Annotated in this window: 21 protein-coding genes; 6 read left to right on the top strand and 15 right to left on the bottom strand. The window is 72.6% G+C overall.

Annotated features, from left to right (window positions below; genetic code table 11):
* Positions 1-80: 80 nt before the first annotated feature.
* Both ACTWP8_RS01195 and ACTWP8_RS01190 read right to left on the bottom strand, forming a co-directional pair.
* On the bottom strand, positions 81-797 hold the full coding sequence (locus ACTWP8_RS01195) for a GTP-binding protein (RefSeq protein ID WP_443320252.1): 717 nt from the start codon (positions 795-797) through the stop codon (positions 81-83).
* Positions 798-1038: 241 nt separating this feature from the next.
* Complete coding sequence (locus tag ACTWP8_RS01190) at positions 1039-2274, bottom strand: cytochrome P450 (protein WP_443320251.1); 1236 nt, start codon at positions 2272-2274, stop codon at positions 1039-1041.
* Positions 2275-2550: 276 nt separating this feature from the next.
* On the opposite strand from ACTWP8_RS01190, the gene ACTWP8_RS01185 reads away from it, so the two are divergent.
* Entirely contained in the window at positions 2551-3723 is a 1173-nt protein-coding gene (locus ACTWP8_RS01185; protein WP_443320250.1) for a steroid 3-ketoacyl-CoA thiolase, read from the top strand.
* Here ACTWP8_RS01185 and ACTWP8_RS01180 read toward each other — a convergent pair.
* The 6 genes from ACTWP8_RS01180 to ACTWP8_RS01155 form a co-directional block, all read right to left on the bottom strand.
* Entirely contained in the window at positions 3720-4661 is a 942-nt protein-coding gene (locus ACTWP8_RS01180; RefSeq protein WP_443320249.1) for an ECF transporter S component, read from the bottom strand. The two genes, ACTWP8_RS01185 and ACTWP8_RS01180, sit on opposite strands and share 4 nt — an antisense overlap.
* On the bottom strand, positions 4658-6367 hold the full coding sequence (locus ACTWP8_RS01175; protein ID WP_443320248.1) for an ABC transporter ATP-binding protein: 1710 nt from the start codon (positions 6365-6367) through the stop codon (positions 4658-4660). Before ACTWP8_RS01175 ends, ACTWP8_RS01180 begins: the two co-directional genes overlap by 4 nt.
* Complete coding sequence (locus ACTWP8_RS01170; RefSeq protein ID WP_443320440.1) at positions 6364-7719, bottom strand: energy-coupling factor transporter transmembrane component T; 1356 nt, start codon at positions 7717-7719, stop codon at positions 6364-6366. The genes ACTWP8_RS01175 and ACTWP8_RS01170 overlap by 4 nt, the downstream gene beginning before the upstream one ends.
* 200 nt (positions 7720-7919) lie before the next feature.
* A complete protein-coding gene (locus ACTWP8_RS01165; RefSeq protein ID WP_443320247.1) occupies positions 7920-8729 on the bottom strand; it encodes an SCO2322 family protein in 810 nt (269 codons plus the stop codon).
* 121 nt (positions 8730-8850) lie between these two features.
* On the bottom strand, positions 8851-10116 hold the full coding sequence (locus ACTWP8_RS01160; RefSeq protein ID WP_443320246.1) for a prenyltransferase/squalene oxidase repeat-containing protein: 1266 nt from the start codon (positions 10114-10116) through the stop codon (positions 8851-8853).
* Between the two features lie 298 nt (positions 10117-10414).
* A complete protein-coding gene (locus ACTWP8_RS01155; protein WP_443320245.1) occupies positions 10415-11470 on the bottom strand; it encodes an MBL fold metallo-hydrolase in 1056 nt (351 codons plus the stop codon).
* A 161-nt stretch (positions 11471-11631) separates the two neighbouring features.
* Between ACTWP8_RS01155 and ACTWP8_RS01150 the strand changes: the two genes are divergently transcribed.
* On the top strand, positions 11632-13203 hold the full coding sequence (locus ACTWP8_RS01150; protein ID WP_443320244.1) for an aldehyde dehydrogenase: 1572 nt from the start codon (positions 11632-11634) through the stop codon (positions 13201-13203).
* On the top strand, positions 13203-13436 hold the full coding sequence (locus ACTWP8_RS01145; protein WP_443320243.1) for a ferredoxin: 234 nt from the start codon (positions 13203-13205) through the stop codon (positions 13434-13436). Before ACTWP8_RS01150 ends, ACTWP8_RS01145 begins: the two co-directional genes overlap by 1 nt.
* A gap of 94 nt (positions 13437-13530) precedes the next feature.
* Here ACTWP8_RS01145 and ACTWP8_RS01140 read toward each other — a convergent pair whose 3' ends face one another.
* Positions 13531-14136 carry a TetR family transcriptional regulator gene (locus ACTWP8_RS01140; protein ID WP_443320242.1) on the bottom strand — a complete coding sequence of 202 codons (606 nt, stop codon included), beginning with the start codon at positions 14134-14136 and terminating at the stop codon, positions 13531-13533.
* A 230-nt stretch (positions 14137-14366) separates the two neighbouring features.
* Between ACTWP8_RS01140 and ACTWP8_RS01135 the strand changes: the two genes are divergently transcribed.
* The 3 genes from ACTWP8_RS01135 (at position 14367) to ACTWP8_RS01125 (ending at position 17792) form a co-directional block, all read left to right on the top strand.
* Complete coding sequence (locus ACTWP8_RS01135) at positions 14367-15743, top strand: glycosyltransferase family 4 protein (RefSeq protein WP_443320241.1); 1377 nt, start codon at positions 14367-14369, stop codon at positions 15741-15743.
* A gap of 253 nt (positions 15744-15996) precedes the next feature.
* Positions 15997-16728, top strand: a complete 732-nt coding sequence (locus ACTWP8_RS01130; RefSeq protein ID WP_443320240.1) for a methyltransferase domain-containing protein — start codon at positions 15997-15999, stop codon at positions 16726-16728.
* Positions 16725-17792: a prenyltransferase gene (locus ACTWP8_RS01125; protein ID WP_443320239.1), complete on the top strand. Its 1068-nt coding sequence runs from the start codon at positions 16725-16727 to the stop codon at positions 17790-17792. The genes ACTWP8_RS01130 and ACTWP8_RS01125 overlap by 4 nt, the downstream gene beginning before the upstream one ends.
* 37 nt (positions 17793-17829) lie before the next feature.
* Here ACTWP8_RS01125 and ACTWP8_RS01120 read toward each other — a convergent pair whose 3' ends face one another.
* The 6 genes from ACTWP8_RS01120 to ACTWP8_RS01095 all read right to left on the bottom strand — a co-directional run bounded on the left by ACTWP8_RS01120 (position 17830) and on the right by ACTWP8_RS01095 (position 23504).
* Positions 17830-18123, bottom strand: a complete 294-nt coding sequence (locus tag ACTWP8_RS01120; RefSeq protein WP_443317153.1) for a hypothetical protein — start codon at positions 18121-18123, stop codon at positions 17830-17832.
* Between the two features lie 72 nt (positions 18124-18195).
* Entirely contained in the window at positions 18196-19230 is a 1035-nt protein-coding gene (locus ACTWP8_RS01115; RefSeq protein ID WP_443320238.1) for an LLM class F420-dependent oxidoreductase, read from the bottom strand.
* Positions 19231-19354: 124 nt separating this feature from the next.
* The gene (locus ACTWP8_RS01110; protein ID WP_443320237.1) at positions 19355-20179 is read right to left on the bottom strand and encodes a hypothetical protein; all 825 of its coding nucleotides are present in this window, start codon (positions 20177-20179) and stop codon (positions 19355-19357) included.
* A 213-nt stretch (positions 20180-20392) separates the two neighbouring features.
* Positions 20393-21337 (bottom strand): N-acetylmuramoyl-L-alanine amidase, encoded by a 945-nt coding sequence (locus ACTWP8_RS01105; RefSeq protein WP_443320236.1) that lies wholly within the window; start codon positions 21335-21337, stop codon positions 20393-20395.
* A 23-nt stretch (positions 21338-21360) separates the two neighbouring features.
* Positions 21361-22011 carry a class I SAM-dependent methyltransferase gene (locus tag ACTWP8_RS01100; protein ID WP_443320235.1) on the bottom strand — a complete coding sequence of 217 codons (651 nt, stop codon included), beginning with the start codon at positions 22009-22011 and terminating at the stop codon, positions 21361-21363.
* An 887-nt stretch (positions 22012-22898) separates the two neighbouring features.
* The gene (locus tag ACTWP8_RS01095) at positions 22899-23504 is read right to left on the bottom strand and encodes a response regulator (protein ID WP_443320234.1); all 606 of its coding nucleotides are present in this window, start codon (positions 23502-23504) and stop codon (positions 22899-22901) included.
* Between the last annotated feature and the right edge of the window lie 26 nt (positions 23505-23530).

The following is a 23530-nucleotide window of genomic DNA, read 5'->3' as shown; positions in this document are numbered from 1 at the left end:
CTTGAAGAAAGCGAATGTAGCCGGAACCGGTGCCGACGGGCCGCTCGATGCAGAGGGTCGTGGTCTCGCGGAAGGTGACGTCAACGCCGAAGTCGTCCGCCAGTGTTGCCTGGATGACCTCTTTCTGCACCTCGCCGTAGAGCGAGACGGATACTTCGTTGCGCATGTCGTCCTGGCGCAGGTTGATCAGCGGGTCCTGCTCGGCGAGTTGGGTGAGCGCGACATGCAGCGCACCTTTGTCGGTGGGGCGGCAGGGGACGACGACTGTTTGCGGCAGGACCGCGTTCGACCTTGAAGACGGTGCCCGACACCGGGCCGTCGGCATCGCCTTCCGCCGCGGGCAGCAGCTCGGTGATGCCGGCGATCAGCGCCTCCACGCCCGCGCCGGTGATGGCCGAGCCGGAGTACACCGGATGCACCAGTGCCCGCTGGGTCTGCGCGGCCAGCTCGCCGCGGAGTTGGCCGTACGAGACCGTCCTCTCGTCGTCCACGTACGCGGCCAGAAACGCATCGTTGCGGTCGGCGAGCAGCTCGGCCAGCCGGGAAGTGAAGCCGGCGTCGGCGGCGGTGTACGGCGTGCACCGTGCGCCGCGGGTGCCGAGACCGTCGGCCACTCCCATCGGGATGACCGTCGGGACGCCGCGCTGCCGTTCCAGCGCCAGGGAATCGGTCTGGGTGTTTCCGTCGTCGACGCTGCCGATCTCGTCGATGACACCGGCGGCGTGGAGCAGCCGCTCGGTCAGGCTCGTCTTACCGGCGTCGACGTGCGCCAGAATTCCCAGGTTCAACGTTCGCACGTAGCGTCATGTCCTCGAGATAGGTGGCGATGACCTTCTGGGTGAACATGAACGCAGCGCGCATTACCGTCTCCTCGGTCGGTTGCTTTCGCCGGGAGTACAGCGGATGGCCGCCCCGGAGGGCAACCGATTTTCGCGCGGCCTGAAGGGCGACGGCGCTCGGCGGGCGGCAGGGGCGGGGCGTGGGTTCGGAAGGGGTGCCCCTGCCGCCCGGGAGCGTGGGGGGTGCTGGGTCACCGGGTCAGACGTAGCTGACCCGGAGTTCCTTGATGCCGTTCAGCCAGGCCGAGCGCAGGCGGCGCGGGTCGCCCGCGAGGGTGATGCCGGGGACGGCGTCCGCGATGGCGTTGAAGATGAGGTCGATCTCCAGGGCGGCGAGGCTCTTGCCGAGGCAGAAGTGCGGGCCTCCGCCGCCGAAGCCGAGGTGGGGGTTCGGGTCGCGGGTGATGTCGAAGACCTCCGGCCGGTCGAAGACCTCGGGGTCGTTGTTGGCGGAAGAGTAGAAGAGGCCGACGCGGTCGCCCTGCTTGATGTGCGCTCCGCCCAGCTCGGTGTCCTGGGTGGCGGTGCGCTGGAAGGACTGCACGGGGGTCGCCCAGCGGACGATCTCCTCGGCCGCGGTGGAGGGGCGTTCGCGCTTGTAGAGATCCCACTGATCGGGGTGGGTGAGGAAGGCGTGCATGCCGTGGCTGATGGCGTTGCGCGTGGTCTCGTTGCCGGCGACCGCGAGCAGCAGCACGAAGAAGCCGAACTCGTCGGAGCCCAGGTTGCCTTCGTCCTCGGCGGCGACCAGCGCGGTGACGATGTCCTTGGCGGGGCACTCCTTGCGGGCTGCGGCGAGGTTCATCGCGTACGAGATCAGCTCCATGGCCGCCTCGGTGCCGATCTCCTCGGTGATGGCGAGCTCCGGGTCGTCGTAGGCGATCATCTTGTTGGACCAGTCGAAGATCTTGGCCCGGTCGTCCTGCGGGACGCCGATCAGCTCCGCGATGGCCTGGAGCGGGAGTTCGCAGGCGATGTCGGTGACGAAGTCCCCGGTCCCCTCGGCCTTGGCGCTCGCGACGATACGGGTCGCGCGGTCGCGCAGGGCCGCCTCCAGCGCCCGTATCGAGCGCGGGGTGAAGCCGCGCTGCACGATCTGGCGGACCCGGGTGTGTTCGGGTGGATCCATGTTGAGCATGATCAGCCTCTGGGAGTCGATCTGCTCGCGCTGGATGTGCTCGTTGAAGCGGATGATCGCGGTGTTGGTCCTGGAGGAGAAAGTCTCGGGGTTGGTGGACACGGCCTTGACGTCTGCGTGGCGGGTCACGACCCAGTAGCCGTCGTCCTGGAAGCCGGCGATGTTGTGCGGCTGGGCGTTCCACCACACGGGCGCGGTCTGCCGCAGCACGGCGAGTTCCGGGAGCGGGACCCGCTGCTGGTAGACGTCGGGATCGGTGAAGTCGAAACCTTCGGGCAGCGCTGGGCAGGAGGACATCGGCGGCTCCCAGGATCTAACGCACCAGAGTCTGACAAAGTCCGAGTCTGACGGTCCATCAGAATGTGCCCGCAAGGTAGTAACGGGTTCTACAACTGGCAAGAGGGGCGACGCCATCCGTTGCACGCGAGCGCCGACGTGACGCGTGCACGGCCCTTGCGTACCGGGGGTAGCACCCATGACACTTCTGGCGGAACTAGAACGCGTACTAGTTTCTGTCTGCCTGCCCGTGGGCGCCGGGACGCCCTGCGGACGCGAGGAGAGGACGAACGAGTCATGGCCGCGGAACCCGTCATCGTCGAAGCCGTACGCACCCCCATCGGCAAGCGCGGAGGCGCGCTTGCCAATCTCCACCCCGCCTACCTCCTGGGCGAGACCTACCGGGAACTCCTCGCCCGCACCGGCATCCAGCCGGACTGCGTCGAGCAGATCGTCGGCGGCACCGTCACCCACGCCGGCGAGCAGTCCATGAACCCGGCGCGCAATGCCTGGCTCGCCTGCGGTCTGCCGTACGAGACGGCCGCGACGACCGTCGACTGTCAGTGCGGCTCCTCGCAGCAGGCGAACCACATGGTGGCCAACATGATCGCGGCCGGGGTCATCGACATCGGCATCGGCTGCGGCGTCGAGGCGATGTCGCGCGTACCGCTCGGAAGCGGCTCCAAGCACGGTCCCGGCAAGCCGTTCCCCGACGAGTGGAACGTGGACCTGCCCAACCAGTTCGAGGCGGCGGAGCGGATCGCACGCCACCGCGGGCTGTCGCGCGAGCGCGTGGACTCGCTCGGGCTGCTCTCCCAGGAGCGGGCGGCGCAGGCGTGGGCGGAGGAGCGGTTCAAGCGCGAGACGTACGCGGTGCAGGTGCCGACGACCGAGGAGGAGCAGGCGGCGGGGCAGGGCATGTGGCGGCTCGTCGACCGCGACGAAGGGCTCCGCGACACCAGCATGGAGGCCCTCGGCGGACTGAAGCCGATCATGCCGACGGCGGTGCACACGGCCGGGAACTCGTCGCAGATCTCGGACGGGGCCGCGGCCGTGATGTGGGGCTCCAAGCGGATGGCGCGGGCGCTGAAACTGAAGCCCAGGGCCCGTATCGTCGCCCAGGCGCTGGTCGGCGCCGACCCGCACTACCACCTCGACGGGCCGGTCGACGCGACGCGGGCCGTGCTCGGCAAGGCGGGGATGTCGCTCAGGGACATCGATCTGGTCGAGATCAACGAGGCCTTCGCGTCGGTGGTCCTGTCCTGGGCGCAGGTCTTCGAGCAGGACCTGGAGAAGGTGAACGTGAACGGCGGGGCGATCGCGCTCGGTCACCCGGTGGGGGCGACGGGGGCCCGGCTCATCACGACGGCGCTGCACGAACTGGAGCGGGCCGACAAGGAGTTCGCGCTGATCACGATGTGCGCGGGCGGGGCGCTGTCGACGGCGACGATCATCCAGCGCCTGCGTTAGCCGCCTCCGGCGCGGGTCTCGGGCGTTTCGGGTGCTCCGGGTTTCCCGGGCGTTCGGGGCGCGGGTGGCTTGGGCGCGGGTGGTTCGGCGAACGCCGCCGGCGCGTCGAACGCCGCGCGGCGGGTCGCCCGGCGCAGCGCCCTGAGCACTGTGGAGCCGAGGGTCAGGGTGGCGACCGCCGTCAGCACGGCACGCCCGAGGTCCCAGCCGAGGGAGGTCGCCAGGCAGTAGGCGGCGAAGCGGGCGAGGTTCTCCTGGAGCGGGTCGCCGGGGACGAAGGAGACGCCGGTGGACAGCCCGCTGATGTACGGCCAGCCCTGGAGGTTCATGACCGTGCCGTAGAGGAGGGAGGCGGTCGCGCCGTACGCGGCGAGTACGAGGAGCTCGGCGCGGCCGCGCAGCCGTCCCGCGCCGGGCAGCAGCCCTGCCAGCCCTGCCCCCATGGCCACCCATCCCATCGCCAGCATCTGGAACGGCATCCACGGCCCGACCCCGCCGGTGAGCAGCGCCGACGCGAACATCGTCACCGCGCCGAGCACGAAGCCGAAGCCCGGGCCGAGAACCCGCCCGCTGAGCACCATGAGAAAGAACATCGGCTCGAGCCCCGCGGTCCCGGCCCCCAGCGGCCGCAGCGCCGCCCCTGCCGCGGCCAGCACGCCCAGCATCGCGATGGCCTTCGCGTCGAAGGTCCCGTGACCGTCGACGGTGTCGCCGATGGCCGCGACGACGACGGCGAGGAGGAGGGGCAGCAGAGCGGCGAACAGCCATGGCGCGTCCTGCGAGTGCGCTAGCCCGGAGGTGCTGTCGGCGAGCAGTGGCCACCCGAAGGCGGCGACGCCGATCGCCGAGATGAGGACGAGGGCGGTGACGGAGCGCGGGCCGAGGGGTATGGGGCGGCCGTCTCGCGCCGAAGGGGCGAGCTGCGGGGCAGGCCTCATTCGGTGGCCTCCAGGGCCCCTCGGACCTGGCTGACCGTCAGCCAGGGCTGCGGCGTCAGGATCTTCGCCACCTGCGGGGCGAACGCGGGCGATGAGACGACCACGTCCGCCGTCGGGCCGTCGGCGACCACCTCTCCATCCGCCAGGACGACCACCCGGTGGGCAAGTTCGGCCGCCAGTTCCACGTCATGGGTCGCCAGGACGATCGCGTGGCCGTCCGCCGCCAGGCCGCGCAGGATCTCCACCAGGCGGGCCTTCGCCGCGTAGTCCAGGCCGCGCGTCGGCTCGTCGAGGAGGACCAGCGGCGGCCGGGCCGTGAGGACGATGGCCAGGGCAAGGGCCAGGCGCTGGCCCTCCGACAGGTCGCGCGGATGCGTGGAGTCCGGTACGCCTGGGAGCAGTTCGGCGACCCGTGCGCGGCAGGTGCCCGGTGCGGCCTTCGCGTCTTCGTCCGCGGCCGCGCACTCGGTCGCGACCGTGTCCGCGTACAGCAGGTCGCGTGGCTCCTGCGGGACGAGGCCGACGTGGCGGACGAGTTCGCGGGGGCTGGTGCGGTGCGGGGTCAGGCCACTGACCCGTACGGTGCCGGCCGCGGGCTCGTGCAGCCCGGCGAGCGCGCCCAGCAGCGTCGACTTGCCCGCGCCGTTGCGGCCCATGAGCGCGACGGCTTCGCCGGGTCGTACGGTCAGGTTCACCTGGCGCGATGCCTCGATCCGGCCGCGGCGTACGGACAGGCCGACGGCCTGTGCGGTGGGGGCCGACGTGGACGGAACAGTGCGGCCCGGTGGCCGGTTTGTGCCCACCCTCCCCCAGAGCTCCGCCTGGGTGGGGGTCCCCCCGGCGAAGCCAGGGGGCGTACCCCCAGCCCCGCGGAACGAATGCCCACAAACCGCCTCCAGTTGCTCCCGCAGGGGGCCCGCCTTGCGGCGGGCGTCCCTCACCGAGAGCGGCAGGGGCGACCAGCCCGCCAGGCGGCCGAGGGCGACGACCGGCGGCTGGACGGGGGAGACGGCCATGACCTCGGCCGGTTCGCCGGACACCGGCGGCTCGCCGGGGGCGGGCAGCAGCACGACCTGGTCCGCGTACTGGACCACCCTCTCCAGCCGGTGCTCGGCCATCAGGACCGTCGTGCCGAGGTCGTGCACGAGCCGCTGCAGCACCGCGAGGACCTCCTCCGCCGCTCCCGGGTCGAGCGCGGACGTCGGCTCGTCGAGGACGAGGACGCGCGGGTGCGGGGTGAGCACCGAGCCGATCGCCACGCGCTGCTGCTGACCGCCGGACAGGCTCGCGATCGGCCGCTCGCGCAGGTCCGCGAGGCCCAGCAGGTCGAGGGTCTCCTCCACGCGGCGGCGCATGACGCCGGGGGCGAGGCCGAGCGACTCCATGCCGTACGCGAGCTCGTCCTCGACGGTGTCGGTGACGAAGTGCGCGAGCGGGTCCTGGCCCACGGTGCCGACGACATCGGCGAGTTCGCGCGGCTTGTGCGTACGGGTGTCGCGCCCGGCGACGGTGACCCGGCCGTGCAGCGTGCCGCCGGTGAAGTGCGGTACGAGGCCGCTGATGGCGCTCAGCAGGGTCGACTTGCCGACTCCGGACGGGCCGACCAGCAGGCACAACTCGCCCTCGGGGACGGTGAGGTCGACGTCGCGGATCGCGTGTCCTGCCGCGCCGTCGTAGGCGACGGACACCTGCTCGAAGCGGATCACGGTGCCTCCTCCGGGCGGTTGGGGCGGGTGGTGCGGGGCGCGCTCGCCGCGCGGGGTTCTGCTGGGCCGGTCCGCCCGCCCGTCGCCGAGCGCGTCGGACTCGGGGCAGCCCAGGCCGGGAGCAGGCCCAGCAGGACGCCCGCGGCGGGCAACAGCGGGAGCGCGGGGGCGGTGAGCGGGACGACCGACGGGTGCAGGGCCTGGGGGTCCTGTGCGGCGCACCAGATCATCACGGCCGCGGCCACCGCACCCGACCCGGACACCAGCCAGGCCCGTACGTCCCACCGGTCGGGCCGGTACCGGGTGCGCACCGAGCGGCGGCCGCCGAGCCGGAGCCCGGCCAGGGCCGCGGTGAGTCCGGCCAGCAGCACCGGCAGTCCGAAGCCGGCGCCCTGCGCGGCCAGCAGCCCGTACGTGCCCGCGCAGACGCCGAGCAGGCCGCCGAGCGTGAGCGCGGTCGTCGTGTGCCGGACGGCGGGCGCGACCTGGGCCGCACGGCCGTAGCCGCGCGCGTCCATCGCGGCGGCCAGCGCGACGGACCGCTCCAGCGCGCCCTCCAGCACCGGCAGTCCGATCTGCAGCAGGGCTTTGAGGCCCCTGTCGGGGCGGCCGCGCAGCCGCCGGGCGGCGCGCAGCCGCAGGACGTCGGCGACGAGGTTCGGCGCGAAGGTCATGGCGACGACGACGGCGACCCCGGCCTCGTACAGCGCGCCGGGGAGCGACTTGAGCAGCCGGGCGGGGTTGGCGAGGGCGTTCGCGGCGCCGAGGCAGGCGAGGAGGGTGGCGAGCTTCAGCCCGTCGTACAGCGCGAAGACCGGGCCCTCGGCGGTGACCCTGCCGCCGATCCGTACGCCCTGCGCCCAGTCGGGGAGCGGGAGTTCGGGGAGCGTGACGAGGAGGGTCGAGCCGGGGACCGGCGAGCCGAGGAACACGGAGAAGACGAGGCGGATCGCGATCACGAGCAGGCCGAGCCTGAGGAACGCGGCGTAACTGCGCGCCCAGGGCGCGTCGGTGCGCCGGGCGGCGACGACATAGCCGGCGACGGCAAGCAGCAGTCCGAGGAGAAGGGGGTTCGTGGTTCGCGAAGCGGCGGTCGCAAGCCCGAGCGCCCACAGCCACCAGGCCCCTGCGTGCAGTTGGTTGCTACGCGAGGCCGCGGGCGTACGCAGCGGCAGCCGCCTCCGGCGGGGGCGGCGCGCCGTCGCTCCGGCTGCGGCTGCGGCCGCGTCCGCGGCCGTCCGCGAGCGGGCGGCAGCCGAGCCCTGGCCGGGGTGGCGGGCGCTCCACGGGGGTTCATCGCCCGGCAGCGGCGGACCGGCTTCGGTGTCGGCTGTCGCCGCGGGCCCTTCCATGGGGGCAACGCCCGGTGACATGCCGGGCCGTTCGGGCGCTGCGGCGTCGCCGGAGGCGTCCCCGGCCGTCGGGCGCCCGTCGGCCTCGGGCGTTGCCAGTCGCGCCGTTGCCCGTGTTTCGCCCTCCGGCTGTCCGGCTTCGGCCGGGCGCGTGGAGGAGGGCGCGGTCTTCTGCCCGGGGGTCGGGCCGTCTTGGGGGTTCATCCGCGGCGGCGGGATCGCCAGAAGGCTGCGGCGCCGAGGGCGAGAACGGCTGCGAGGCCCGCGATCAGGCCCGCGGACGGGCCTGCGGACGAGTGCGCAGACGAGTCCGCGGACGAAGTGCCGTCGTCGGCGGAGGGCTCCGCCTTCGGGGCCGCGCCGCGATCGTCGACCTGCTCGGCGCAGCCCTTCTCCGGGTAGCCGGCTATGGCGCAGAGCAGCGCGTTGGAGTCGTAGCGCAGCGGCTTCGCCACCGCGGCCAGCGCCTCCGCGGAGGTGTCGCCCTCGGGGACGCGCACGCACTCCGTACGGAACTTGGGCGGGGTCTCGCCGCCGGGTGCGTGGGTTGCCGTGCCGAAGTCGAGGACGAGAGCGACGCGTTTGGTGCCCGGCCTGGCGGGCGTACCGGCGCAGATCGCGTCGAAATCGGCCGCGCCGCGCGGCTTCGCGGCATTCCGGGAGTTCTCGCTCACGGAGAACCGGAAGCCCTGGACGTCGCCGTCGCCGGGCCGCGAGGTGGCCGGGCCCTGCGTGGCGTACACCCACTGCCCGCCGTCCCGCTCCCAGAACGACCAGTACCGGTACCCGTCAGCATGCGCGGTGTCGGTGCCGACCGCGCAGAGCCCGCCGAGCGCGAACGCCGCCGTGGCGAGGAGCGCGGCCCGGCGGCGGGGCCGCCGAAGCTCCAGGCCGGGTGCGCCGGTTGCGCACGATGCGGGGGCCCCGGACCGAGACGCGGCAGTTCCGGTCCCGGCTCCAAGTGTGGTGATTCCGACCGCCGATCCGGGCATTCCGGCGTTTGCTCCCATTGCTCCATAGGTTCCGGCGCCCCGGTCGGACGTTCCGGCCGCGGGCACGGCAGCGGCGTCCGGGCGAGAGGGATCTCCTGCGGAAGGCTTCCCTGCGAGGTAACGCACCCGCTTCATCACGTCATGACTTCTTGCGCCCGCTCAGCAGGAACCCGATGCCGACGCCCGCGACCAGGCCGACGCCGACGATCCACCAGATGGCCGGGTCGCCGTCGTCCGAGTCGCCCGCCTGGTGGTCGGACGCCGCGGCGGCCTTGGCCGGGTCGTTGGCCGCCGGCTTGGGGCCGGTGGCGTTGAGTTGCTGGACGAGGTCGTTGCCGCCGAAGTCGCGCGGGTCGGCGCCCGCCGCGTGGGCGGTGAGGACGAGGGTGCCCAGCGCCGCCGGGTTATCCTTGGCCCAGGCGGCGGAGTTCCGCTCCAGCCACTTGAGCGGGCCCGCCGCCGCGTCCCGGTGCCCGCCCGCCGCCAGCGCGATGACGGCGTCAGCGGTGTTGGCGAGGTCCGGCGCGGGCTTGTCGGCGCCCGGTGCGAGCGCCGTCAGGTGGTGGTCCTTCTTCAGGGCGCCTGCCAGGTACGCGGCGGCTCCGGCCGCGGCCTCGTCCGGCTCGCGCGAATCCTTCGAGTCCGTCTCCGCGCAGTCCAGCGCCGTGACCGGCTCGTCGTCGTCGCCGAGCGGCTCGACGACCATGCCCTTGCCGAGGCCCGCCAGCGCCCCCGCCGCCGTCGCGTCCGTGTTCGCGGCGAGCCTGCCCTTTTTGTCCGGTTGGTAGGTGAACGCCCCGTGCTCGCCTGTCTTCTCGTCGCAGCCGAGCTGGAAGCCGAGCAGCGCGTCGTACGCCGATTTGCCCTTCTGTGACTTCACGCCCTCCGGCTTCTCGCCCGCTGCGGCGAGCGCGCCGATCACGACGGACGTGGAGTTGGTGTCGCTCGGGCTGCCCGGGTTGTAGCCCCAGCCGCCGTCCTGGTTCTGCACCGACTTCAGCCAGCCGACAGCCTTCCCGACCTGGGCGCCCCGCCCGCCGAGCGCGGCCAGGGCCTGTACGGCGGCCGCGGTGGCGTTGCTGTCGACCGGGGTCTTCGCGTCGCACTTCTCGGCCGGGTCGGCCCGGTACATGGCGAAGCCGCCCGAGGCGCACTGCTGCCCGGCCAGCCAGTCGACGGCCTTCCTCGCCGGGGTCACCCCGGCCGTGTCCTGCGCGAGGAGGGCGAGCGACTGCCGCCACACGCCGTCATACGTGGGGTCCTCGGTGCCGTGGAGACCGGAGGGCAGGTTCGCCGGGGCCGGGGCCTTCGGCGAGGGCGAGTCGTCGGCCGCGGCCGGGCTCGCGGCCACGCAGAGCACGGCGGACGCGGCCAGGGCAGCGGCGGCGCTGCGGCGTACGTTCACGGCGGGTGCCTTTCGGTGAGCGGGCGCAAGCCGGGGCCGTTGCGCACCGCACGGCGGGGCACCGGGCTCCGGCTCCGTATACCTCGACGGTGCCAGGTCGCCGGGCGCGGCCGCGAGGCGGCGGCCCGTACGGCGACTGGAGCCGCTCACATCCGGCAGGGCGGTCCGACTCGCCGCCGTAACAGGCGGCTCACGGTTGCGGGTCAGTGCCGGAATTGCACCGGCTTTCCCCGGTCGGATGTGATATTGACCCGGCCACTCTACCGGCCGCCCGGCGGCCGTCACCCTGCCGGTCCGGTCACACCGCCCGGTACGCCACCGGCTCGCTCCCCGGCTCCGGCTCGGCGCGGCCCTGTTTCACCAGGCGGCGCAGGTGTGCCTCGGCCTCCGAGACGGCGATGTTGCGGGAGCCGTACGGGATCTGCTGCCAGGGGCGGTTCCACTCCATCTGTTCCGCGAGCTGCCAGGGGGTCAGGGGGCGGTCGATGAGCAGGTCGCGGAGGCCGCTCAGCCGGGCCTCGTGGTGGGCCAGCAACTCGCGTACCCGGCCGGGGGCGTCCGTGAAGGCGTGCTGATGGGCGGGGAGGACCTCGGCCGGGGCGAGGCGGCCGACGCGCTCCAGGGAGTCGAGGTAGTCGCCGAGCGGGTCGGTGACCGTGTCGTCGGCGGGGTCCTCGTAGAGCCCGATGTGCGGGGTGATCTCGGGGAGGAGGTGATCGCCGGAGAAGAGGCGGCCGTTGCCCTCGCGCCCGGCGACCGGGTGGGCTTCCTCCAGGTGCAGGCAGACATGGCCCGGGGTGTGGCCCGGGGTCCAGATCGCGCGGAGTCGTCGGCCGGGGAGGTCGAGCAGCTCGCCCGGGACGATGTCCCGGTCGGGCAGGGCGGCCCGGCTGGTGGGCAGGGTGCGCATCCGGCCGGATGCGCGGGCGGCGTGCAGCGGCGCCAGGTGCTCCTCGGGGGCGCCGGCGGCGGTGAGCTTCGCGGTCAAGTAGTCGAGCCAGAGGGAGGGTTCCACGCTGCGGGTGCGGCGTACGACGTGGGCGTCGGCCGCGTGCATCGCGATCCAGGCGCCGGAGGCCTCGCGCACCTGCCCGGACAGGCCGTGGTGATCGGGGTGGTGGTGGGTGACGAGGACGCCGTGGAGGTCGGTGACCGCCGCCCCGGACGCGGCGAGGCCCGCGACGAGGGTGTCCCAGGAGTCCGGGTCGTCCCAGCCGGTGTCGATGAGGACCGGGCCGCGGTCGGTGTCGAGGAGGTGGACGAGCGTGTGGCCCAGGGGGTTGTCCGGGATGGGGACCGGGATGCTCCAGACTCCGCCGCCGTGGTCCGTGACTCGGGGTGTCGCCTGCGCCATGGGGTCCCCCTCGCTCTCTGCGCGGCTCGGGCAGGTGCTCCGGCACATGCTCCGGCACATAGCTTCCCCATCATAACTAGAACTGATATCAGTTCTGAAACAGCGTCAGGAACTCAGGAAGCCGGGAAATCAGCAGGCCCGATCCGCGGGAGGCATGGGCGATGACCGACCTCATCGAGCACGGACAGCTCTTCATCGGCGGAAAGCTGGTCGATCCGTTCGGCGCGGACACCATCGAGGTGGTCTCCCCGCACACCGAGCAGGTCATCGGCCGGGTGCCGCACGCGACCCCCGCGGACGTGGACCGGGCCGTGGCGGCCGCCCGCAAGGCCTTCGACGAGGGGCCGTGGGCACGCAGCAGCCTTGAGGAGCGGATCGAGGTGGTGACCCGGATCAAGGACGCCATCGCCGTGCGCCACGAGGAGATCGCCCGGGTCATCAGCGCGCAGAACGGCTCCCCGTACTCCTGGAGCGTCCTGGCGCAGGCGCTGGGCGCGATGATGGTGTGGGATGCGGCGATAGCGGTGGCGCGGGGTTTCGGGGGGTACGGGGGTCGCCCCCCGGGAGAACGCAGCGGGGGTTACGGGGGTCGCTCCCCGGGAGAACGCAGCGGGGGTCACGGGCGCCGCCCCCCGGGAGATTGCGGCGTCTTCGAGGAGTCGCGGCAGGGCGTACTCGGGCCGATTCTCGTACGGCGCGAGCCGGTCGGCGTGGTCGCGGCCGTCGTGCCGTGGAACGTGCCGCAGTTCGTGTCCGCCGCGAAGCTCGCCCCGGCCCTGCTCGCGGGCTGCACGGTGGTGCTCAAGCCGTCGCCGGAGACCCCGCTCGACGCGTATCTGCTGGCGGAGATCGCCACTGAGGCGGGGCTCCCCGAGGGCGTGCTGAGCATCCTTCCCGCGGACCGCGAGGTGAGTGAGTACCTGGTCGGCCACCCCGGCGTCGACAAGGTGTCCTTCACCGGCTCCGTCGCGGCGGGCAAGCGCGTCATGGAGGTCGCGTCCCGGAATCTGACGCGGGTCACCCTGGAGCTGGGCGGCAAGTCGGCTGCCGTGATCCTGCCGGACGCCGACCTGGACGCGGCGGTCGCCGGCATCGTCCCCAACGCCTGGATGAACAACGGCCAGGCGTGCGTCGCCCAGACCCGCATCCTCGCCCCGCGCAGCCACTACGACGAACTCGCGGAGCGCTTCGCGGCAGCGGCCGGGGCCCTGGTCGTCGGGGACCCGCTGGACGCCGCGACCCAGGTCGGGCCACTGGTGGCGCGCCGCCAGCAGCAGCGGTCGCTGGACTACATCGCGATCGGCCAGGACGAGGGGGCCAAGGTGCTGACGGGCGGCGGGCGCCCGGCCGGTCTCGAGCGCGGCTGGTACGTGGAGCCGACGCTCTTCGGCGACGTCTCCAACTCCATGCGGATCGCCCGCGAGGAGATCTTCGGCCCGGTGATCTGCCTGCTGCCGTACGAGGACGAGGCGGAGGCGGTACGGATCGCCAACGACTCGGACTACGGCCTGTCCGGCAGCGTCTGGACGGCGGACGTGGAGCACGGCATCGACATCGCACGGCAGGTGCGCACCGGCACGTACTCCGTGAACACCTTCAGCCTGGACATGCTCGGCCCGTTCGGCGGCTACAAGAACTCCGGGCTGGGGCGGGAGTTCGGGCCCGAGGGCTTCGGCGAGTACCTGGAGCACAAGATGATCCACCTGCCTGCGGGGTACGGGGAGGCGGGCTGATGGGAGACCGTTGGCATGTCGAGGTGGACCGGGCGGTCTGCATCGGTTCCGGGCTGTGCGTGAACAGCGCGCCGGGCGGCTTCCGGCTCGACTCCGCCCGCCAGTCGCACCCGGTGGAGGCGGACGCGGACGCGTCCGAGGGGGTGCTGGCGGCGGCGGAGGGCTGCCCTGTGGAGGCCATTACGCTCACGCTGGTGGAGAGCGGGGAGGCGGTGTTCCCGCCGGAGGAGTGAGGGCGGATTCCATCCGGTGGCCGCGACGGGCTGCGGGGAGTTCGGCACCGCCGAGCTCCGCCGTCGTGGCTGCTCGCCGTCGCGGCGGACACCTTTATTTCGGCGCGGTCACGTCGATCAACCGGCAGACCGTCTCGATGTCGATCTTCACCTGGGCGATGGACGCCCGCCCCGAGAGCCAGGTGATCAGGGCCGAGTGCCAGGTGTGCTCGATGACCCGGACCGCCGACAGCTGCTCCGGCGTGGGCGGTTCCTCCAGCCCCATGGCGTCCAGGATGATCGCGGTGGTGAGCCTCGAGACGGTGTCCACCTCGGGGCTCACCGAGCGGTCGGCGAAGTTCAGCGCGCGGATCATGGCGTCCGCGAGGTGCGGCTCCCGCTGCATGGCGCGGAAGGCGCGCATCAGGGTCTGGGCGACCCGCGCGGACGGCTCCTCCTCGGTCGGCGGGCGCTTGCGCAGTGTCTCGTGCATGTGCCCGAGCTGGTCCTGCATGGTGGCCACGAGCAGGTGCACCTTGGACGGGAAGTAGCGGTAGAGCGTGCCGAGCGCGACGCTCGAGAGCTCGGCGACCTCGCGCATCTGCACGGCGTCGAAACCGCCGCGGCTGGCCAGCTGCGCGCTGGCGTGCAGGATTCGACGGCGGCGCGCCTCCTGACGTTCTGTCAGAGGTGGGGAGGACGGCTTGGGTTCCGTGGCCATTTGTCCCATTTCGTGGCTTTCGTGATGTTCGTCGAAATCCGTGGCGGGTGGGGTCGGACCGCCCAGCATTGCAGGGGGTGCGCCGTGGCGCGAATCACCTGTTCCGGCTCTTCCGGCTTGGCTACCGGCCGGTATCTTCGAAGCTCCTCGAGCGATCAAGTCTGAAACTTGTTCTAGATTAGCGCGAGCGGTTACGCTCCGGCAGAACTGCAGTGAGAAGGGGGCCGTGAGTGACCGCTGAGGCCATACGGGCAACCGCGCCTCGCCCCCGTGCCGCGACGCCTGCGCGTGCGGGCGCAGTCGGCGCGGCCGACCCCGACCGTCCCCTCCGCATCGCGTTGCTCACCTACAAGGGGAACCCGTTCTGCGGCGGCCAGGGTGTGTACGTCCGCCATCTCTCCCGCGAACTCGCCCGGCTCGGTCACACGGTGGAGGTCATCGGCGCCCAGCCGTACCCCGTCGTGGACGGCGGAGTCACGCTCACCGAGCTGCCCAGCCTCGACCTCTACCGCCAGCCCGACCCGTTCCGCACCCCCAGGCACGGCGAGTACCGGGACTGGATCGATGCCCTCGAGGTGGCCACCATGTGGACCGGCGGCTTCCCGGAGCCGCTCACCTTCAGCCTTCGCGCCCGCCGCCATCTCGCGGCCCGGCGCGGCGAGTTCGACGTCGTCCACGACAACCAGACGCTCGGCTACGGGCTGCTGGGCCTGGACCGGCTCGGCTTTCCGCTCGTCACCACGATCCACCATCCGATCACGGTCGACCGGCAGCTGGATCTGGACGCGGCGACCGGCTGGAGGCGGCGTGCCTCCGTCCGCCGCTGGTACGGCTTCACGCGTATGCAGGGGCGCGTCGCGCGGCGGATGCCGTCCGTGCTCACCGTCTCCGGCTCGTCGCGGCAGGAGATCGCCGAGCACCTGGGCGTCCGGCAGGACCGCATCCACGTCGTGCACATCGGCGCCGACACCGACCTCTTCTCACCGGACCCGGCCGTGGCCCGGATACCCGGCCGGATCGTCACCACCTCCAGCGCGGACGTACCGCTCAAGGGCCTGATCCACCTGGTCGAGGCGCTGGCCAAGCTCCGTACGGAGAACCCGGGCGCCCACCTCGTCGTCGTCGGCAAGCGCGCCGACGACGGTCCCGTGGCCGCCGCGATCGAGCGGTACGGCCTCGAAGGGGCCGTGGAGTTCGTCAAGGGCATCAGCGACCCCGAGCTTGTCGACCTGGTGCGCAGCGCCCAAGTCGCGTGCGTGCCCTCGCTCTACGAAGGCTTCTCGCTGCCCGCCGCCGAGGCCATGGCCACCGGCACGCCGCTCGTCGCCACGACCGGCGGCGCCATCCCCGAGGTCGCGGGGACCGACGGCGAGACCTGTCTGGCCGTACCGCCCGGGGACGCGGGGGCGCTTTCCGCCGCACTCGGCAGACTCCTCGGCGACCCCGACCTCCGGCGCCGCCTGGGCGCGGCGGGGCGCGACCGCGTCCTGCGCCGCTTCACCTGGCGGCAGGCCGCGATCGGCACGGCGGAGCGCTACCGCGAGGCCATGGTGTCCACGGCCCGCGGCCGGGCCGCGGCAGCGCCGAGCCCTGGCGGTCGGGCATAGTGCGCGCGCACCCTGCGCGGGGCCGTACGGCGCGTTCCCTCCCGCCGCGGCGGCGAGCGACCACGGGGGTGGTGTCCGGCGGCGCCGAACCGTCCGTGACCCGTACGGGGCCGCCGGTCCGCGGCGATCGCCGGCTCGCCGTCGCGCCGGCGCATTCTTCCCCCGTGCGGCCGCTCCCCACCGGCGGAAGGCCGGGGCCGGGCGAGGGCCGCCACCGCTACCGATCTGTCCCGCCGGACGAAAGCAGAACTCCTTGCTGACCGTTGATTTTTCCCGCTTCCCGCTCGCCGCGGGCGACCGCGTGCTGGACCTGGGCTGCGGCGCAGGGCGCCACGCCTTCGAGTGCTACCGGCGCGGAGCGCAGGTCGTGGCGCTCGACCGCAACGGTGAGGAGATCCGCGAGGTCGCCAAGTGGTTCGCGGCCATGAAGGAGGCCGGTGAGGCCCCGGCCGGGGCCACCGCCACCGCCATGGAGGGCGACGCGCTCGCCCTGCCCTTCCCCGACGACAGCTTCGACGTCGTGATCATCTCCGAGGTCATGGAGCACATCCCGGACGACAAGGGCGTACTCGCCGAGATGGTGCGGGTGCTCAGGCCGGGCGGGCGGATCGCGGTGACCGTGCCGCGCTACGGCCCCGAGAAGGTCTGCTGGGCGCTCTCCGACGCGTACCACGAGGTCGAGGGCGGCCACATCCGCATCTACCGCGCCGACGAGCTGCTGCGGAAGATGCGCGAGGCGGGCCTGCGCCCGTACGGCACGCACCACGCCCACGCGCTGCACTCGCCGTACTGGTGGCTCAAGTGCGCCTTCGGCGTGGACAACGACCGGGCGCTGCCGGTGAAGGCGTACCACAAGCTGCTGGTCTGGGACATCATGAAGAAGCCGCTCGCCACCCGGGTCGCCGAGCGGGCCCTCAACCCGCTGATCGGCAAGAGCTTCGTGGCGTACGCGACCAAGCCGCACGCGCCGAAGGTGGACATGTGACGTCGCCGGGGCGCACCGAGCGGCTGGTCCTGCCCGGAGTTCTCACGGCCGAGCAGGCCGGCAGGACCGTGGCGGGGATTCTCGCGGAGCAGCGCGCGGACGGCGCCATACCGTGGTTCCGCGGGCACCACCTCGACCCGTGGGACCACGTCGAGGCGGCGATGGCGCTGGACGCGGCGGGCGAGCACGAGCGCGCCGAGGCCGCGTACCGGTGGCTGGCGCGGCATCAGAATCCGGATGGCTCCTGGTACGCCGGCTACGCGGACGGGGCCGCCGACGCCCCCACCGACCGCGGCCGCGAGACCAACTTCGTCGCCTACATCGCCGTCGGCGCCTGGCACCACTACCTCTCCACCGGCGATGACGCCTTCCTCGACAGCCTGTGGCCCACGGTGCGCTCCGCCGTGGAATTCGTGCTGGACCTGCAGCAGCCCGGAGGGCAGATCGGCTGGAAGCGCGAGGACGACGGATCGCCGGTGACAGAGGCGCTGCTCACCGGCTGCTCCTCCATCCACCAGGCCCTGCGCTGCGCCTTGGCCATCGCGGAACAGCGCGACGAGCCGCAGCCCGACTGGGAGCTGGCGGCCGGCTGGCTCGGGCACGCGATACGCCGCCACCCCGAGCGCTTCCTCGACAAGGACCGCTTCTCGATGGACTGGTACTACCCGGTCCTCGGCGGCGCCGTCACCGGCGCGCAGGCCAAGGAGCGCATCGAGGCTGACTGGGACCGCTTCGTCGTACCGGGGCTCGGCGTGCGCTGCGTGTCGGACCGCCCGTGGGTGACGGGCGGGGAGAGCGCGGAACTCGCCCTCGCGCTCTGGGCGATGGGCGAGTCGGACCGCGCGGTGGACATCCTCCGCTGGATCCAGCACCTGCGCGCCGACAACGGCATGTACTGGACGGGGTACGTCTTCGAGGACGACGCGGTATGGCCGGAGGAGCTCACCACGTGGACCGCGGGGTCGCTGCTGCTCGCCGTGGCCGCGCTCGGCGGCGACGAGGCGACGACGGCGGTCTTCGGCGGCGAGCGTCTGCCGTCGGGCCTGGACCCGGACTGCTGCTGACGCGGCGTCCCGGGCCCGGGGCCCTGGCAGGCAGGCGTCAGACCTGGCGCATCCGGGAGGCCAGGGCGTGGCCGGCGAGCAGGTATACGACGGCGGGCGTGCCGTAGTTGAGCAGCGTCCGCAGCCAGTCGGTTTCCATCGTGAACAGGTCGTACGACCACCCGGCCAGCCACCGGGCGGCGTCCTGGACGAAGCTGACCAGGTTGTTCGACCGGTTGGCGTCGAGCACGTACATCAGGATCCACAGTCCGAGGATCACGGCGGCGACATCCGCGGCGGTGGCGACGACCTTGGCCGCGGCGTTGGTCCCTGATCGATAACTTATGGACATATCAAGCGTCTTGCCGCTCTGAGGTGAGGGAAACCCCGCACGGTGTGTGCCCGGCGGGGTGGGGCGGCGCTGTCAGGCGTTCAGCTCGGCGAGCGTTCGTAGCGTCGGCAGGTCGGGGGCGGTGATGAGGAGGTCGGTCACCGGGCCCTTGCGCCAGAGGGTGAGGCGTTCCGCGATGCGTTCGCGGGGGCCGACGAGGGAGATCTCGTCCGCGAACGCATCCGGTACGGCGTCGATCGCCTCCGCGCGGCGGCCCTCCAGGAAGAGCTGCTGGATGCGGCGCGCCTCGGCTTCGAAGCCCATGCGCGCCATGAGGTCGGCGTGGAAGTTGCGGGCCGCGTGGCCCATTCCGCCGATGTAGAAGCCGAGCATCGCCTTCACCGGCAGCAGCCCCTCCGCGACGTCCTCGCACACCTGCGCCCGCGCCATCGGCGCGACCATGAAGTGACATTGGCCCGTACCCCCGCGGGCTTCCGGGACTTCCGCGAGCGAGGCCTCGTGGACGTCGGTGCGCAGCGGAGACCAGTAGAGGGGGAGCCAGCCGTCGGCGATGCGGGTCGTCTGGGCGATGTTCTTGGGACCCTCGGCGCCGAGGAGGACCGGGAGGCCGGGGCGGAGCGGGTGGGTGATCGGCTTGAGGGGCTTGCCGAGGCCCGTGCCGTCCTGGCCGCTGTACGGGTGGGAGTGGAAGCGGCCGTCCAGTTCCACCGGGCCCTCGCGGCGCAGGACTTGCCGGATCACCTCGACGTACTCGCGCGTCGCCGTCAGCGGGCTCTTCGGGAACGGCCTCCCGTACCAGCCCTCGACCACCTGCGGCCCCGACAGGCCGAGGCCCAGCATCATCCGGCCGCCGGAGAGATGGTCGAGGGTCAGCGCGTGCATGGCGGTGGCGGTCGGCGTGCGGGCGGCCATCTGGGCCACGGCGGTACCGAGTTGGATACGGGACGTGCGGGCGGCGATCCAGGTCAGGGGTGTGAAGGCGTCGGAGCCCCAGGCTTCGGCCGTCCAGACCGAGTCGTAGCCGAGTCGCTCGGCCTCGACGGCGAGTTCGACGTGCCGGGGGTCGGGGCCGCGCCCCCAGTAGCCGAGCGCGAGGCCGAGTCGCATGCGAGTACCCTCCGATCGCGCCACTCCTCTTGACGCATCGTCAGGAACGTTACGGCGTATGCGCGCGCAAGACAACGGCCCTCCGCCCACGACGGGCGAAGGGCCGGTGGCGTGCTCCCAGCCGCTAGCCGCGCTGGATGCCCGACGTGTCCTGAAGGACGCCCCTGCGGCCGTCCTGCGTCTGGGCGACGAGGGCCGGGCCGCGCTGCTCGACCGCGAGGTACCACGTGCCGGGCGCCAGCTCGGCGATCGGCGTCGGCGAGCCGTCCTCCGCGTACAGCGGCCGCGCGACCGGCACGGCGAACCAGAACGGCGCGAAGTCACCGGCGGGCCCCGCCGCGGGACCGGGCTGCTGGACCTGCTGCTGGCCGCCGTAGGGCTGCGGCTGCTGGCCGCCCGGCTGGCCCTGCTGCGCACCGTACGGGGACGGGCCGCCCTGCTGGCCCGGGTAGCCGTAGCCCGGGTTCGGGCCGGCGCCGTACGGGGACGGGGCCTGCTGGCCCGGTGCGCCCATCAGCGGGGCCTGGAGCGCCGGGATACGGGTGCTGAGCACGGCGCCCGCGGCGAGCGCGAGGGCGGCGAGCAGCCCCAGGATCTGGCCGATGCCGGGGCCGACGCTGTCGACGTCGGGGCCCCCGAGGATCGTCCACAGCGCGGTCCAGGCCGCGAACGCCGAGAGCGCCATGCCCCACTGCTCCAGGCCGAGTCCGGCGAGCTTGCGGGCCGCGGGCTGGAAGCGGGCGGCGACGATCAGTCCGGCGGCGATCAGTCCGGCGAGGTAGATCGAGGGGAGCACCGGGAAGAGCTCGGACTCCCACGTGTTGGGGACCGCGCCGCTGTTGCAGAACTCGCCGTCGCAGGAATAGAAGTCGAGGAACGAGGCGATGAAGAGCAACACCGCTGCTCCGATCACCACGCCGTCGCCTCGAGTGAGGGAGCGGATATTCACGTGAAGTCCTTAGTCATTCTCGTCTGTGCCGTCGCTGTCGCCGGAACGCGCGGGGCGTGGCGCGGGGGTGGCCCCCCATCGTACGGATGAATCTATCGGTCGGTCGCGTGGGGTGTCCCGCCGGTTACTGAGGTCACGAGACGTCGTGGGACTGCATGAGAGGTCACAAGAGGTCGCGACACATCACGGGGCATCACGAGAGAGCGTGACAGGTCATGATTTGAGGTAGCCCTCGATGCCGTCCGCGATGCCCTGCGCCGCGCGCTGCCGCCACGTCGCGCTCGTCAGCCGCGCGGCGTCCTGCGCGTCGCGCATGTTGCCGCACTCGATGAACACCTTCGGGACCGTGGAGAGGTTGAGCCCGCCGAGGTCGGAGCGCACGTCCAGGCCCGTGCCGTCGCCGATGTAGTTGGACGGGACGCTGCTCGTCTGGCGGACGAAGTTGCCCGCGATCCGCTCGCCGAGTTCGCGCGAAGGCCTGACGATCGGCGCGGTGTCGGCGTCTCCGTGGCTGACCTTCGCCGGGAGGATGACGTGGAAGCCGCGGTTGCCGGTCGCGGAGCCGTCCGCGTGGACGGAGACGACGGCGTTTGCGTGCGCCGTGTTCCCGATCCGGGCGCGCTCGTCGACGCAGGGGCCGTACGGCCGGTCGCCGTCCTGCGTGAACGTCACCGTCGCGCCCTGCGCCTCGAGGAGCTTACGGATGCGGCGCGAGACGTCGAGGGTGAAGGACGCCTCGGTGTAGCCGCCGTTGGTGGACGTGCCGCTGGTGTCGCACTCCTTGCGGCCGGTGCCGATGTCGACCGTGCGGGCGATCTCGCGGGAGTGGTCGCGGTTGCCGGGGTTGTGGCCCGGGTCGAGGACGACGACCTTGCCGGAGAGCGGGCCGCTCCGCCCGCGGCCCGGTGAACTGCTCGGTGAGCTGTGCTGCGGGCCGCTCGGGCGGGACGGGGCGGCGGTGCGCGGGCGGCTGGTCGAGGTCGCGGCAGGCGCCCCTGGCTTGCCCGCGCCTCTCGCCGACGGCTCGCCCCCGGCGTTCGGCGGCGCGGGCTGCTGCGCGCTGCAGGACACGGCGAGCGCGCCGAATGCGGCGAGGGCTGCGAGGAGGGCGCCGCGGCCGATGCGGCGCAGCGCGGGGGATGGGCTGCCGTTCGACACGTCCGCGATGCTAGTCGGCCACCTCAGACGCCCGCGCCCGTACGCCGCAGGACATGGAGGGACCGGGTCGCGGAGACCTCGGTGAAGGCGCCGGACTCGAGGGCGCGGCGGTAGATACGGAACGGTGCCTGGCCGCCATCCGCGGGGTCCGCGAAGACGTCGTGGATGACGAGGAAGCCGTCGGCCGCGACGTGCGGTGCCCAGCCCTCGTAGTCGGCCGTGGCGTGCTCGTCGGTGTGGCCGCCGTCGATGAAGACGAGGCCGAGCGGCCTGGCCCAGAGCGCGGCGACCCGCGGGGACCGGCCGACGACGGCGACGACGTGGTCCTCGAGGCCCGCCTTGTAGAGCGTGCGGCGGAAGGTGGGGAGGGTGTCCATCCGGGAGACCGCGGGGTCCGGGTCGACCACGGCCGGGTCGTGGTACTCCCAGCCCGGCTGCTGCTCCTCCGAGCCGCGGTGATGGTCGACGGTGACGGCGACCGTCCCGGCCTCGCGGGCCGCGTCGGCGAGGAGAATCGTGGAGCGGCCGCAGTACGTGCCGACCTCGAGGAGGGGGAGCCCGAGCCGGGCCGCTTCGGTCGCCGCGGCGTGCAGCGCGAGGCCCTCGTCGACCGGCATGAAGCCCTTCGCCGCTTCAAAAGCGGCCAATATGTCAGGTTTGGGGCCCGGTCCCATGGGCTTCCTCCTGGTCGTACGGGTACGGATGCGCGTGAGGAGGTCTCGCTGCGCCGCCGCCGGCTCGGGTGCCCATGCTGCCGGATGCCAGCCGACGGGCCGCGGGCGGGGGGCCGGGGGCGCTTGCGAACCCGTCGAAAGCCAGGAAATTGATGTGATGTGGATCACGGGACAAATGGCAAGTCGCCCGTGATGTAGGCCACTTGGGACTACCCGTGCTGAGCGGGGGTGCGCCTCGTGCTTGTAATCTGATCGGGCTTCACCAGCTCCTCCCTACAGCTTCGTTGGGCACTGATCACGCCCGCGGAGGCCCTGTCCTCCAGGGCCTGTTGGAGGAGTCAGGAGGAAGTGGTGGCGGATCCGCGTGTGAGGAAGCCCGGCAGGCGATGGACCGGCCCTGAGAAGTGGCAGGTCGCCATCGGGGTGTTAGGGCTTCTCGTGGCGATCGTCACGGGTGTGGGGCAGTTTGTCCGGTAGTTGCCGGATGCCACACGTGAGGACGGCCGAGGCCTGGAGCTCATGCAGTGAGCCCGGCCGAGTCTAGGACGGCCGGGCTCATCAGCTGCAACCGCGAGGGTCTGGCTCTGGATGCCCCCAGGGTCAGGCCCTCTGCGTGTGCTCCGCAATTACTCTACAGTTTCCTGGCGGCTCGTAACCCCGCCATTGGCGGTCTGACCTGCAGTGCCATGCGGAGTGCCAGGCGGCTGGGCCGAGTGAACGCAGAGGCGTTCAGGCCGCCAGCAGGGACGATGTTCGGTGTCATGCACCCGACGACAGGTGCCCGCAGGTCGGAGTGCCATGTGGAGTGCCACCTTGGCTTCGGCATGTGGCTCCGGCCCGGCCTCGCCGGATGACCGGCTTGCGCCAGGGGCGGCATCGCGTGGTGGTCAGAGCCAGCCCTGCAGGCGGGCGGCGCGTGCGGCCTCCATGCCGGTGCGGGTACCGGTCTTGCCGATCGCGGAGGACAGTTCGTCGCGGACCGTGTCCTCGGAGAGGTGCAGCTTCGCCGCGATGCCGGCGACCGCCGCGCCGTCCGCCGTCGCCGCGAGGACATCGCGCTCGCGCGCCGTGAGCGGGTTCGGGCCCGCACTCAGTGCGGCCGCGGCCAGGGTGGGGTCGATGACCGACTCGCCCGACAGGACGCGGCGGATCGCCTCGGCCAGCTCCTCGACCGGGCCGTCCTTGACCAGGAAACCCGCAGCCCCGGCCTCCATGGCGCGCCGCAGGTGGCCGGGTCGGCCGAAGGTGGTCAGGATGAGAACGCGGCAGTCCGGAACCTCGTCGCGGAGGTCGGCGGCCGCGTCCAGTCCGCTGCGGCCGCGGAGTTCGACGTCCAGGAGCGCGACGTCGGGGCGGGCGCTCAGGGCGGCGGCCACGACCTCGTCCCCGCGGCCGACCTGCGCCACGACCTCGATGTCCCGCTCGAGACCGAGCAGCAGGGCCAGCGCGCCGCGCATCATGCCCTGGTCCTCGGCCAGCAGGACTCTGATCATGGCGTGCGCTCCGACAGACCCTTCGG

It is taken from the genome of Streptomyces sp. 7N604 (assembly GCF_052245475.1).
GTDB lineage: Bacteria > Actinomycetota > Actinomycetes > Streptomycetales > Streptomycetaceae > Streptomyces.
This window is presented reverse-complemented; position numbering and strand designations above follow the sequence as displayed.

Bases quoted from the DNA above. Each gene is read 5' to 3' on its own strand.
- ACTWP8_RS01115 (WP_443320238.1), bottom strand. From the start codon at position 19,230: ATGCGACTCGGCCTCGCGCTCGGCTACTGGGGGCGCGGCCCCGACCCC.
- ACTWP8_RS01100 (WP_443320235.1), bottom strand. From the start codon at position 22,011: ATGGGACCGGGCCCCAAACCTGACATATTGGCCGCTTTTGAAGCGGCG.
- ACTWP8_RS01095 (WP_443320234.1), bottom strand. From the start codon at position 23,504: ATGATCAGAGTCCTGCTGGCCGAGGACCAGGGCATGATGCGCGGCGCG.
- ACTWP8_RS01120 (WP_443317153.1), bottom strand. From the start codon at position 18,123: ATGTCCATAAGTTATCGATCAGGGACCAACGCCGCGGCCAAGGTCGTC.
- ACTWP8_RS01165 (WP_443320247.1), bottom strand. From the start codon at position 8,729: ATGGGAGCAAACGCCGGAATGCCCGGATCGGCGGTCGGAATCACCACA.
- ACTWP8_RS01190 (WP_443320251.1), bottom strand. From the start codon at position 2,274: ATGTCCTCCTGCCCAGCGCTGCCCGAAGGTTTCGACTTCACCGATCCC.
- ACTWP8_RS01155 (WP_443320245.1), bottom strand. From the start codon at position 11,470: ATGGCGCAGGCGACACCCCGAGTCACGGACCACGGCGGCGGAGTCTGG.
- ACTWP8_RS01170 (WP_443320440.1), bottom strand. From the start codon at position 7,719: ATGGAAGGGCCCGCGGCGACAGCCGACACCGAAGCCGGTCCGCCGCTG.
- ACTWP8_RS01145 (WP_443320243.1), top strand. From the start codon at position 13,203: ATGGGAGACCGTTGGCATGTCGAGGTGGACCGGGCGGTCTGCATCGGT.
- ACTWP8_RS01185 (WP_443320250.1), top strand. From the start codon at position 2,551: ATGGCCGCGGAACCCGTCATCGTCGAAGCCGTACGCACCCCCATCGGC.
- ACTWP8_RS01180 (WP_443320249.1), bottom strand. From the start codon at position 4,661: ATGAGGCCTGCCCCGCAGCTCGCCCCTTCGGCGCGAGACGGCCGCCCC.
- ACTWP8_RS01140 (WP_443320242.1), bottom strand. From the start codon at position 14,136: ATGGCCACGGAACCCAAGCCGTCCTCCCCACCTCTGACAGAACGTCAG.
- ACTWP8_RS01150 (WP_443320244.1), top strand. From the start codon at position 11,632: ATGACCGACCTCATCGAGCACGGACAGCTCTTCATCGGCGGAAAGCTG.